Below are 11,073 nucleotides of genomic sequence, written 5' to 3'. Positions count from 1 at the left end.
CTCCGCCAACACAATGAAGCCTCGACAGAAATGTCGGGGCTTTTTTGTATCTATCAGATTCTAAGAGGGGGACTCTCACGAGCCATGCGGCTTGAGTCCCGCTGGAGCGCCAGCCCGGCCGTTCCGCCAACGATTTAAGCCTGATGCGAAAGCGTCAGGCTTTTTTCTTATACGCGCCCCAGAAAGTGCTGCGCACTTTGGGCCGCGTCCGGGAGCCCGGCGCGCTCTAGTCCGTCCGCTCCACCAATACAACGAAGCCTCGACAGAAATGTCGGGGCTTTTTTGAGTCTCAAAATCCCACGTACTTGACCTTTTTCGGAACTTTTCACATCAAATAGCTGCCTGAACAACTAGGGAAGCGACACATGTCGTTACACAGGATGAGGTATCCAACCTTTACATCTCGCGGCTGTCAGGGAACAATTCAACAAAGCCTGAAAAATAACATGGCGCTTTAAACTGGAAGATTATGAGTAATACCGAAACCAAAAAGCCGAACGCACTGTTCGAAATTGTCTTTAACGTATTTTTGCCTTCGTTCATTTTGATGAAGTTCAGCGGCGAAGAACACCTTGGCACCGTGATGGCGCTGGTGGTGGCGCTGGCCTTTCCGGTAGCTTACGGTGGATTGGAACTTGTTCGAAGCAAGAAACTGAACCTGATTGCCGCACTGGGTTTTGTGAGTGTGTTGCTGACAGGCGGGATTGGTTTGCTTGAACTGGACACGCAATGGCTGGCGATTAAAGAAGCCTTGATTCCTGGTGTGATTGGTCTGGCGGTGTTGATTTCCACTTTCACACCTTATCCGATTGTGAAGAAGCTGGTTTTTAACGATACCCTGCTGAATCTCGAACTTATTAAAGAACGTCTCGCACAAACCAACAACACGGATGCGTTTGATCGCTGTCTGACCATTTCAAACTATCTGTTCGCCAGCACCTTTGTGTTCTCTTCCGTGATGAATTATTTCCTCGCAACCTGGATTGTGACCAGCCCAGCAGGCACGGTGGCGTTCAATGAAGAGTTGGGTAAGATGACGCTCTACAGCTATCCGATGATTGCGATTCCAAGCACATTGATGATGTTGGGTATTTTCTACTACGTGTGGCGTCAGGTGCGAGCGATGACGTCACTGGAAACAGAACAAATCTTCCACTTGAAGTGAGTTCAGCTCAAAGAAACATCGACAAGCCCGGCATTTTAGCCGGGCTTTCTCGTTTTAGTTTTATTCAAATCAGCCTCTTGCGCCTGTTTTGCCATCAGACCGTGAAATTTAACAAAAGTGATCATTGTCACATACGGTTTGGCTTTGCTATATTCCCCGCCCGGTTAAAGCGAGCGCTTTTCGTTAACGAATGGCGTGAATAACCAAGCTTTCAATCGGCTGCAAAATGGAAACTTGCCCCAAGGAACTGGGCCCAGCGTAACTGTGAGCATTAGTACCCAAACAAACTACATCCTGCCTCTGCAGGTCGTTTGGGTATATGGGCCTTTGATATTCGCCTTTGGGTAAGACAGCATCTGCAGCCTCCTGCCATGTTGCCTTTGCCTGCGCGCGTCTAATCAAAACCCGCCAAAATCCAGATACATAAGCAAGGTAACATAATGCAAATCATCTACAGCTTGGCCGGCGTATTGGCCCTATTGGCGTGTGCTTACGCACTTTCAGACAGTCGTCGCGACATCAATTGGCGAACTGTTCTCGGCGCTTTCTCCCTTCAAGCCGGTTTTGCCGCGTTGGTTCTCTATTTCCCTCTTGGTCAATCTCTTCTCGGTTCAATCAGCAACGGCGTTTCAGGATTATTAGCTTTTGCGGACGAAGGTATTGGCTTCGTTTTCGGTGACTTAGCAAGTGGTAATTTCATCTTTGCTATCCGCGTTCTTCCTCTTATCATCTTCCTTTCTGCCATCATTTCTCTGCTCTACTACCTCGGTATCATGCAATGGCTAATCAAAGTGATTGGCGGTGCAATTCGACGTCTTCTGGGTACTTCTCAGGTTGAGTCTCTGGCTGCAACCAGCAACATTTTTCTCTCCCAGAGTGAGTCTTCACTGGTTATCCGCCCATTCTTGAAGAACATGACCCGCTCAGAGCTGTTCGCCATCATGGTAGGCGGCATGGCTTCTGTGGCTGGTTCCGTGCTTGGTGGATATGCGGCACTGGGCATCGAGCTGAAATACTTGATTGCAGCAAGCTTTATGGCTGCACCAGGTGGACTGCTAATGGCGAAGATGCTGGTGCCAGAACGTGAAGTCGCGATTGAGCAGGAAAACATCGAATTGGAAAAAAGCACCGACGTTAACGCAGTGGATGCACTGGCTTCCGGCGCGATGAACGGTGTGAAAGTGGCAGTGGCTGTCGGTACCATGCTGATTGCGTTCGTGAGCGTGATTGCGATGGTAAACGCAGGCTTTGAGATTGCGGGCTCTTGGTTTGGCTATGAAGGCCTGACATTGCAGCTGATCTTCGGCTACCTGTTCTCACCTCTGGCATTTGCAGCAGGTATTCCATGGAGCGAAGCACTGAATGCGGGAGCGCTGATTGGACAGAAGACAATTCTGAACGAGTTTGTCGCCTTCATGGATTTCGTGAATGTGAAGGACACCCTGTCTGAACACAGCCAAATCATCGTCACTTTTGCATTGTGTGGCTTTGCCAACATCGGTTCTATTGCGATTAATCTTGGCTCTATCGGTGCGATGGCACCAGAGCGTCGTCAGGATGTGGCGAAGTTAGGTTTCCGCGCCGTTGTCGCTGCAACTCTTGCTAACTTGATGAGTGCAGCTTTGGCTGGCGTGTTTATCGCGTTATAACAGGTCTACAGACCCTAGTGACTTAGCCCGCTTGTAGCGGGCTTTGTTTTTCTTCTTCGAGAGAAGCTTTCAGCTCAACATCTTCTTTGTTGTCACTGATTCTCTCAAAGTGCGCAACATAGAATTGCAGGTCATCCCCTTCGCTATGCTGGGCTTTCATTCTTGCTTTCACGCGAACGCCGTATCCGGATTTGTGCCTGAGGCCCAACTCGCCTTCCCAGCGACCGCGCCCCAACAAAGACAACCAGATCTGAGTATGAAAGGACTTGTCTGACGGGTTTTCTGTCAAAGAGCGGGGCTTCTCGCCAATGATGTCTTCCGGTTTATATCCTAAAATCTCGCAAAACGCGGAATTCGCTCGGATAACGTGGCCTTTGGCGTCGGCTATCAGCATTGGAAACGCCAGTTCAAATGCCTGCGCATTCTGTCGTCGTTCTTCTTCCCGCGCTTTTTGCTTTGAAATATCGCGTATGTAAGAGACGAAGATGTAGCCTGCTTTGGTTTTTGCCGAGGATATGGATATTTCAACGGGGAACTCGCGCCCACTTTTGCGCATTGCAGAAAGCTCAATTCTCTGGTCGAGCACCTGACCTTCACCGGTTTGCAGTAAGTGTTGCATTCCCATGATGTGGTTCTTTCGCATCCTTTCGGGAATGATGGTTTCTGCCAGTCTCAGTCCAAGAATTTCTTCTCTCGCCCAGCCAAAAAGCTGCTCTGCCGTCGGGTTGAATTCAATGATGGTATCTTGCTCGTCAACGACAACGATAGCGTCCAGTGATGCGCTGTATATTGCCTGACTGCGTTCTTCGACTATCTGGGTTTGCTGGTAGGAAAACTCATGGTCTCGTAATGAGGACTGAAGCCTGTTGTAGCTTCGGTCCATCTTTTGCCTGAGTTGATTGACTTCATTGACCGTCGTCTCGATCTCGTCCACGTTAAAGAGACTGAATTTTGCGCTTCCCTCGTCGCCATCACTCAGTTGATGAAGTTTGCGAAGCGGACGGGTAATGGAAAAAAGCAAAACGTAAATCACCACTATGGCCAATAAACCGATACCGCTGGTACCCCAAATCAGCACCTGACCGACAGGGGAGGCCATGTTGTCAGAGTAATGATTGCGGTAGCCGACAATGACAGTACCGAGTTTTCCCTCATCGTTTTCAACTTCCTCAATCACAACAGTGATGCCATCCTCCGGCGTTTCCAAACTGCGGCTGTGTGCAATCAGCGTGTCACCCTGGTCTATGGTCAGGTAGGTTAAATCTTCGTGGGCGACAAAGCGGTCTGTCATATCTCGGATAATGGTGTGATTTTTTTCTAGTAAGGGAATCTCAAAGGTGACAGACACGAGCTCGGCAAGTTCTTTTGCACGGTAATTCATTTCTTCCTTGCGCGCATCGGCCAGATAACCAAATGCCAGTGTGATAAAGGCGAGGATGACAGCAGTAAAAAAGAACGCGGTAAAAAGAACCGCTCTGGCTCGGATATTCACACCTTCTCCCTTGTTCTGAAACTGTTATGTCTGATCTAACTATAAGACATTTTGCCCAAACTACCTGACACGGCGGGGCTTCAATGAGGGAGGGAGCATGCGAAAGTCAACACACCCGGAAGGTGACACTCCCAATACCGACAATGTTGATAGCCGGTAAGGGAGAGTCAGAGGGATAGCTTAACAGCCCCTATAGGTGCTTACTCTTAAACACTAGCATTTTGTCGCGTGTCATCTCGTGCATGGAATACTGAATGCCACCCAGCCCGACGCCAGAAGCATCACGGCCGCCAAATGGCATCCAGTCGACGCGAAATGCAGTATGGTCGTTAACCATAACAGCCGTTGCGTTGAGTTGTTGGGTGACATTCAGGGCGTCTTCCAAATCATTGGTGAAAACCGCAGCTTGGAACGCATAAGGTAATCCGTTCGCACGATCGATAGCAGTTTGCTTGTCGGCGTAAGAGTAAACACAGACCACTGGGCCGAAGATTTCCATTTGAGATACGCGGGCATCATCTGGCGGATTGAGCAGTACCGTTGGGGCGTAACAGGTGTCCGAGATTTTCTTGCCACCACAAAGCAACTCTGCACCGCCTTGCACGGCTTCTTGAACCCATTCATCAACACGATCGACTTCGCGAGGAAGAATCAGCGGTCCGACTTCTGTTCCCGGATCCAGAGGATCGCCAACCTTCATTTTCTCAGCAGCCTGAGCTAGTCTGACTGCTAGTTCACGGCAGAATCCCTGCTGCGCATACACTCGCTGAACAGACACACAAACTTGCCCAGCATGGTAAAAACCACCTTTGGCAAGCATGGGTACGACTTCGTCGATATTGGCGCTGTCATCCACAATCACAGGGGCGGCACCGCCATGTTCAAGCGCGCAGCGAGTGCCCGGTGCGAGTTGCGAGCGTAGCATCCAGCCGACTTTTGCTGAGCCAATAAATGAAAGGAAGTTAATCCGAGGGTCAGACACCAATTTGCTAGACGCATCGTTGTCGCAAACCAATGCCTGGCACCAGCCTTTCGGTAAGCCAGCTTCATGCAGGATCTCAACCAGTCTCAAGCAGGAAAGAGGCGTGGTGAGCGCGGGTTTCACAATCACGGGGCAACCAACAGCCAGTGCTGGAATCACCTGGTGCACAATGAGGTTGAGCGGGTGGTTGAACGCACTGACAGAAGCGACCACGCCGATGGGTTCACGAATCGTGAAGGCCAGACGGTTCACGGACGCCGCGGTTTGTCCCATTGGGATCTGCTCGCCTTTGATTTGTGAAATATGCTCGATAGCCAGTTTGACGCCGTTAATGGCGCGAAGCACTTCCACTTTAGAATCAATGTATGGCTTGCCACCTTCTTCCGCCGCCATACGGGTGAGAGATTCCACCTGTGATGACATGATTTCAATGGTTCTCTCCAGAATTTCAATGCGCTGATGCGGTGGCATCCAAGCACTTCTGTCGAGAAACAGCCCGTGAGCAGTGGCCAGCGCTGTTTCTACATCGTCCGCTGTCTGCATTGGCAGCGACCGAATCAAACCGCCATCATAGGGGCGATAGACGTTCAGTTCAGACATAATGATGATTCTCTCCCTTTATCCGATTGAACGGCTTTCCTTGATAAGAACATTCAAAATGGAGTGGTTCAGTGAGTAATCCACTGGCAAATCGATAAGGTGGACGCCTGGGGAATTCAGTGCATGTTTGAGAATGGACTGGAACTCGTCATGGCTGTCTGGGCGGTGACCAATCGCGCCAAAACTGTTGGCGTATTTCACAAAATCAGGGTTACCGAAATCCAGACCAAAATTATCGAAGTCCATGCCTTCCTGCTTCCACTTAATCATGCCGTAGGCGCTGTCATTCAGAATGATCACCACCAGATCAAGGCCCATGCGCACTGCGGTTTCGATTTCCTGCGAGTTCATCATAAAACCGCCGTCGCCGTTAACCGACACCACTTTCTTGTTGGGATAAAGCTGCTTCGCCACCATGGCTGAAGGCAAACCCGCCCCCATGGTTGCCAGTGCATTATCCAGCAGCAGAGTGTTATTCGTGTGGCATTGGTAGTTACGTGCAAACCAGATTTTGTAGACGCCGTTATCGAGGGTGACGATGTCTTCATCGTCCAACTGATCACGGAGAATTTTCACCAAACGCTGGGGCAGAATAGGGAAGCGGCGATCTTCGAAGTATTTGGTCGTACGCTCATCAACATGGGCTTTGACACGGCCGAAGTAGCTCATGTCCTGAGACAGCTCACCGACTTTCTCTGTTAAGCGACCTACTGAAGAACAGATGTCGCCAACAACGTTAAGCTGCGGGAAGTAGACTTCATCAGTGCGCGCCGCAAAGAAGTTGATATGAATAACTTTGGTGCCACCTTTCTCCATAAAGAACGGCGGTTTCTCAATCACATCGTGACCTACATTGATAATCAGATCGGCTTTTTCAATCGCACAGTGCAGGAAGTCGTGGCTTGAAAGAGCCGCAGTACCGATAAAGCGTTCATGACGCTCATCCACCACACCTTTACCCATCTGAGTGTTGAAGAAATAGATACCTGTTTTATCGATGAATTCTTTAAGAGCTTGGCTGGAACGTTTACGGTTGGCACCTGCACCAATCAGCAGAAGCGGCATTTTGGCTTTTTTGATCATTTCTGCCGCTTGGTCGAGGCATTTATCGTTGGCATCGGGTCTGCGATGCTCAACAACATCGAACACTGTCGCGCCTGAGTCTTCGTCCGCGATGTCCTCTGGCAGTTCCAGATAACCTGCGCCCGGGCGCTCTTCCTTACACACGCGGAATGATTCGCGCACCATCGCAGGGACGTTATTGCCATCGACCACTTGTTCGGAATATTTGGTAATTGGCTTCATGAGATTGACGACATCAACAATCTGGAAGCGGCCTTGTTTACTCTTACGAATAGGCTTCTGGCCACCCAGCATGATCATCGGCATTGCACCGAGTTGCGCATAGGCAGCAGCAGTCACAAAGTTTGTTGCGCCAGGACCAAGGGTTGAGAGACAAACACCAGGTCTGCCGGTTAAACGGCCGTAAGTCGCTGCCATAAATCCGGCTGCCTGCTCATGTCGCGTCAGGATAAGTTCAATTTTGGAGTCTTTTAGCGAGTTCAGAAAATCGAGGTTTTCTTCACCCGGAATGCCGTAGATATATTCGACACCTTCATTTTCCAGCGCGCGTACAAACAAATCTGAAGTTTTCATCGTTATCTCTCTTCTCGTTGGCTAATGACCTTGTGCTCCACGAGACGACTTCCAGACTTGTCTGCAACGTTCAATGTTAAGCAGAGAGAGTCTTCATCTCTTCGGTTATCAAAGTGATACACCTATCAATAACGCAAGGCTTTTTTCATCAGTGTAGTCACAACCTTGAGAAACTGGCTAAATCAGAAGGTTAATTGCGCCTTTCAGCGTTGAAGTTGCGTCTTTTGGCTGTGTGGTCTTGGTATTTTGCGTCTTATACCGTCGATGCGTTTAAAAAAGAGGCACTTAAACGCGAATGTGCAGAAAAGGGGTTTACAGCATTCCACGACCCCGTTAATATTCGCCGCACTTACGGAGAGATGGCTGAGTGGTTGAAAGCACCGGTCTTGAAAACCGGCATACGTTAATAGCGTATCTAGGGTTCAAATCCCTATCTCTCCGCCAAATTAGATTAAGCCCGCTCACCGAGCGGGCTTTTTCGTATTTGGGCTGTCAGAGTTTTCGTTTAATCACTACTCATCTTCGAAGGCATTTTCTCAACCAGAAAATCTACCAAGGCTCTGGTTTTTGCAGGAATAAACTCTCTTTCCGGATAAACCACGTAAGTGGGCAATCCGCCGACCACTTGATAGTTATCAAGCAAGGAAATCAGTCTTCCTTCTTCGATGGCGTTGCCAAGTAATCCTCTGTTAATCAATAAAACACCTGCACCATCCAAAGCCGCAGTAATCAACACGCCGGGGTCATTAATTGAAAAAGGTCCCGATACGGTGACTTCTTCTTCGCCATGTTCTCCAACGAACGTCCAGGTGTTCATGCTGACTTTCGAATTTCGATAGTAAAGGCAACGGTGATTGAGTAAATCACTCGGTGTTTTTAGTGGTGGTGCTGCTTCTAAGTATTTTGGGGAAGCACAAAGCACCCAGGACACGTCGCCGAGCTTTCGTGCGATGAGTGAAGAATCTGGCAAGTAACCGACACGGATAGAAACATCGACATTCTCCGCGATCATGTCGATAAACCTGTCTTCAAGTTGAAGATTGACAGTAACGTTGGGATGAAGATTGATAAATTCTGTCAGTAGTGGGGCGATATGGATTCGCCCTTGAGCAATAGGGGCAGAGATATTGATATGCCCTGAGACCACTGAGCGAGAGTCTTCACTAATATGCTCGATTCGCTGAAGTGCTGACTCAACGCTATGTGCTTCCTGCAAAACTTTACGGCCAACATCGGTTAGCACGATCTTTCTTGTCGTCCGGTTGAACAGCCTTGAACCAATCTTCTTCTCTAATGCCGCAAGCTGTTTACTGACTGATGAGCGACTGATACCTAAAAGATCGGCAGCAGCAGACAGACTCCCTTGCCGATTTATGTGAGCAAAAAGAATCAATGCCTGAAAATTTTCATCTCTAAATGCCATTTCAATATCAATTGTTGAAGTGATGGAAACAATATAGTGACGGTTAACTGTCTAATCAAGGCAGTTCAATCCGTGTACGCTTTGCTCATGTTCAAACAAAACGTTCAAAGAGGAAAGTGATGACCGGTTCAATGAAGGCAGTTCAAATTAGTGAATTTGGTGGCAGGGAAGTGCTGTCACTGAATGATATTAATATCCCGGCGCCAGCTGCAAACGAAGTGCTGATTAAAGTGCGTACAGCGGCAGTAAATCCCGTAGATTGGAAGATCCGAGAGGGTTACTTACAGCCATTACTGAATCACCCTTTGCCGCTAACACTGGGGTGGGATGTTGCCGGTGAAGTGGTTGCCGTTGGCGAAGATGTAAGTTGCTTGGCGAGGGGGGATGAAGTTTATAGCCGACCTGACATTGCTAAAAACGGAAGCTATGCGGAATACATGACGGCAGCTGCAGACGAAGTGGCTTTGAAGCCAAAGTCATTCAGTTGGCAACAGGCTGCTGGTGTGCCTTTGGCGGCATTAACCGCATGGCAAGCGCTCTTTGAGTATGTCGATCTGAAGGAAGGCGAAAAAGTGCTGATCCACGGTGGTTCGGGAGCGGTTGGTCAGTTCGCTATCCAATTTGCAAAGCAAAAAGGTGCGAATGTTTATACGACAACGTCATCGCGTAACATTGAGCTTGTAAGAGGCCTTGGCGCTGACAACGTTATCGATTATCGCAATGAGGACTTTTCTGAACTGACAGATATGGATGTTGTTTTCGACACCATTGGCGGTGAAACGCAAAACCAGAGCTACAAAACACTGAAAAAAGGTGGTCGCTTGGTGTCTATCGCGACATCTCCTGAAGAAGAAATGGCCGCTAAATATGGTGTTAATGCGCAATTCTGCTTCGTTCAGCCAAACCGTGCACAATTAGAACAACTTGCTGAGCAGGCCGATGCAGGGAAATTGAAAGTAAGTATCGACAGTGAGTTCACGCTAGGGCAAGTCGCTGAAGCGCATGAGCGCAGCGAAACAGGTCGCGCACAAGGCAAAATCATCATCAATGTTTCTGCCTGATAACGACTGAAGAAGTGACCATAAAGGGATTTCAGGTGATATCCCTTTTCAGAAATACTCATTAGGGAAAGGGATATGCTGAAGAAATTATTTGGAATTGCGCCTAAACAGGAAGCTGATGGTTCCTATTCGCCATCAAAACTGGCTCTGAAGTTAGCAACAGTTGATAAAACTGACTTCGAGAATGTCACATATCAAAAGTACAACGGTAGCCGTAAAAAAGTACTGGTGATCTTCACTGAGCAAAAAAACATGACCATGCAAAATGGGAAAATGTTTTCGACAGGTAATCATCCTGTGGAAGCGATTTTACCCATGCTTCATCTTAAAAATGCTGGCTTTGAATTTGAGATAGTCACACCAACAGGGAAGCCTGTGGTTTTAGAAATGTGGGCGTTCCCAGAGAAAGATGAATACGTGAAAGCTTTCTATGAGGAATATAAGCAGCAATTCGAAGCACCGGGTTCATTGCAGCACTTTGAAGAAACATCATTGTAAAACAATGATGAATACGCTGCGGTGTTTATCCCTGGTGGACATGGAGCCATGTTGGGCATTCCAGACGATCACAATGTTGATAAAGTGCTGCGATGGGCGGATAGAAATGATTTGTTCACGATTACCCTATGTCATGGCCCTGCGGCCTTGTTGGCGACCACGCTTGATGAACAGCCATTTCTCTATGAAGGTTATAAGCTGGCCGTTTTCCCTGATTCCGTTGATGAGATGACCCCCAAGGTGGGGTATTTGCCAGGAAAAATGCCAAGTAGCGTGAGCGGAAAGCTAGAAGGCCTAGGTATGACGCTGATGAACACTAAATCGGATAACACTGTTTGTCGTGACCGTCTGCTGCTGACTGGCGCGAGTCCACTTGCCGCCAACGAGTTGGGTAAGCTGGCAGCAAAAACATTGTTAGATGCGTATAACGGTGTTGATATCTAAGCGTTTTTCATCGATATAGAAGCCTGCCTATGTGGCGGGCTTTTGTTATGTACTCTCAATACGCAACAAAAATGCTTGGAAATCATGGAGGTGCATTTCCTGC

At 48.5% G+C, this 11,073-nt stretch carries 9 protein-coding genes and 1 tRNA gene; 6 read left to right on the top strand and 4 right to left on the bottom strand.

The window, feature by feature from the left end; translation table 11 throughout:
* Positions 1–469 precede the first annotated feature (469 nt).
* A complete protein-coding gene (locus tag D515_RS13070; RefSeq protein WP_002539120.1) occupies positions 470–1,165 on the top strand; it encodes a VC0807 family protein in 696 nt (231 codons plus the stop codon).
* 440 nt (positions 1,166–1,605) lie between these two features.
* The gene (locus D515_RS13065; protein WP_002539119.1) at positions 1,606–2,814 is read left to right on the top strand and encodes a NupC/NupG family nucleoside CNT transporter; all 1,209 of its coding nucleotides are present in this window, start codon (positions 1,606–1,608) and stop codon (positions 2,812–2,814) included.
* A 22-nt stretch (positions 2,815–2,836) separates the two neighbouring features.
* Here the strand turns inward: D515_RS13065 and D515_RS13060 are convergent, their stop codons facing one another.
* The 3 genes from D515_RS13060 to D515_RS13050 all read right to left on the bottom strand — a co-directional run bounded on the left by D515_RS13060 (position 2,837) and on the right by D515_RS13050 (position 7,544).
* On the bottom strand, positions 2,837–4,306 hold the full coding sequence (locus D515_RS13060; protein WP_002539118.1) for a PAS domain-containing protein: 1,470 nt from the start codon (positions 4,304–4,306) through the stop codon (positions 2,837–2,839).
* A gap of 190 nt (positions 4,307–4,496) precedes the next feature.
* The gene (locus tag D515_RS13055) at positions 4,497–5,888 is read right to left on the bottom strand and encodes an aldehyde dehydrogenase family protein (RefSeq protein WP_002539117.1); all 1,392 of its coding nucleotides are present in this window, start codon (positions 5,886–5,888) and stop codon (positions 4,497–4,499) included.
* Positions 5,889–5,906: 18 nt separating this feature from the next.
* Positions 5,907–7,544 carry an acetolactate synthase large subunit gene (locus tag D515_RS13050; RefSeq protein WP_002539116.1) on the bottom strand — a complete coding sequence of 546 codons (1,638 nt, stop codon included), beginning with the start codon at positions 7,542–7,544 and terminating at the stop codon, positions 5,907–5,909.
* Positions 7,545–7,897: 353 nt separating this feature from the next.
* Here D515_RS13050 and D515_RS13045 point away from each other — a divergent pair.
* A tRNA-Ser gene (locus D515_RS13045) sits at positions 7,898–7,988 on the top strand.
* Between the two features lie 61 nt (positions 7,989–8,049).
* Here D515_RS13045 and D515_RS13040 read toward each other — a convergent pair.
* The gene (locus D515_RS13040; RefSeq protein WP_002539114.1) at positions 8,050–8,967 is read right to left on the bottom strand and encodes a LysR family transcriptional regulator; all 918 of its coding nucleotides are present in this window, start codon (positions 8,965–8,967) and stop codon (positions 8,050–8,052) included.
* Between the two features lie 119 nt (positions 8,968–9,086).
* On the opposite strand from D515_RS13040, the gene D515_RS13035 reads away from it, so the two are divergent.
* The 3 genes from D515_RS13035 (at position 9,087) to D515_RS26195 (ending at position 10,970) form a co-directional block, all read left to right on the top strand.
* Complete coding sequence (locus D515_RS13035; protein ID WP_002539113.1) at positions 9,087–10,028, top strand: NADP-dependent oxidoreductase; 942 nt, start codon at positions 9,087–9,089, stop codon at positions 10,026–10,028.
* Between the two features lie 75 nt (positions 10,029–10,103).
* Complete coding sequence (locus tag D515_RS26200; RefSeq protein WP_002539112.1) at positions 10,104–10,526, top strand: type 1 glutamine amidotransferase family protein; 423 nt, start codon at positions 10,104–10,106, stop codon at positions 10,524–10,526.
* Between the two features lie 48 nt (positions 10,527–10,574).
* Entirely contained in the window at positions 10,575–10,970 is a 396-nt protein-coding gene (locus tag D515_RS26195; protein WP_002539110.1) for a type 1 glutamine amidotransferase family protein, read from the top strand.
* Positions 10,971–11,073: the final 103 nt, after the last annotated feature.

Origin of the sequence: Grimontia indica, from assembly GCF_000333895.2 — a bacterium.
GTDB classification, from domain to species: Bacteria; Pseudomonadota; Gammaproteobacteria; order Enterobacterales; family Vibrionaceae; genus Enterovibrio; species Enterovibrio indicus.
The sequence above is the reverse complement of the archived record's forward strand: the minus strand, read 5'-3'. Positions and strand labels throughout refer to the sequence as shown.

Excerpts from the sequence above, each read along its gene's own strand:
- D515_RS13070 (WP_002539120.1), top strand. The coding sequence starts at position 470 with ATGAGTAATACCGAAACCAAAAAGCCGAACGCACTGTTCGAAATTGTC.
- D515_RS13065 (WP_002539119.1), top strand. The coding sequence starts at position 1,606 with ATGCAAATCATCTACAGCTTGGCCGGCGTATTGGCCCTATTGGCGTGT.
- D515_RS13055 (WP_002539117.1), bottom strand. The coding sequence starts at position 5,888 with ATGTCTGAACTGAACGTCTATCGCCCCTATGATGGCGGTTTGATTCGG.
- D515_RS13050 (WP_002539116.1), bottom strand. The coding sequence starts at position 7,544 with ATGAAAACTTCAGATTTGTTTGTACGCGCGCTGGAAAATGAAGGTGTC.
- D515_RS13040 (WP_002539114.1), bottom strand. The coding sequence starts at position 8,967 with ATGGCATTTAGAGATGAAAATTTTCAGGCATTGATTCTTTTTGCTCAC.
- D515_RS13035 (WP_002539113.1), top strand. The coding sequence starts at position 9,087 with ATGACCGGTTCAATGAAGGCAGTTCAAATTAGTGAATTTGGTGGCAGG.
- D515_RS26200 (WP_002539112.1), top strand. The coding sequence starts at position 10,104 with ATGCTGAAGAAATTATTTGGAATTGCGCCTAAACAGGAAGCTGATGGT.
- D515_RS26195 (WP_002539110.1), top strand. The coding sequence starts at position 10,575 with ATGTTGGGCATTCCAGACGATCACAATGTTGATAAAGTGCTGCGATGG.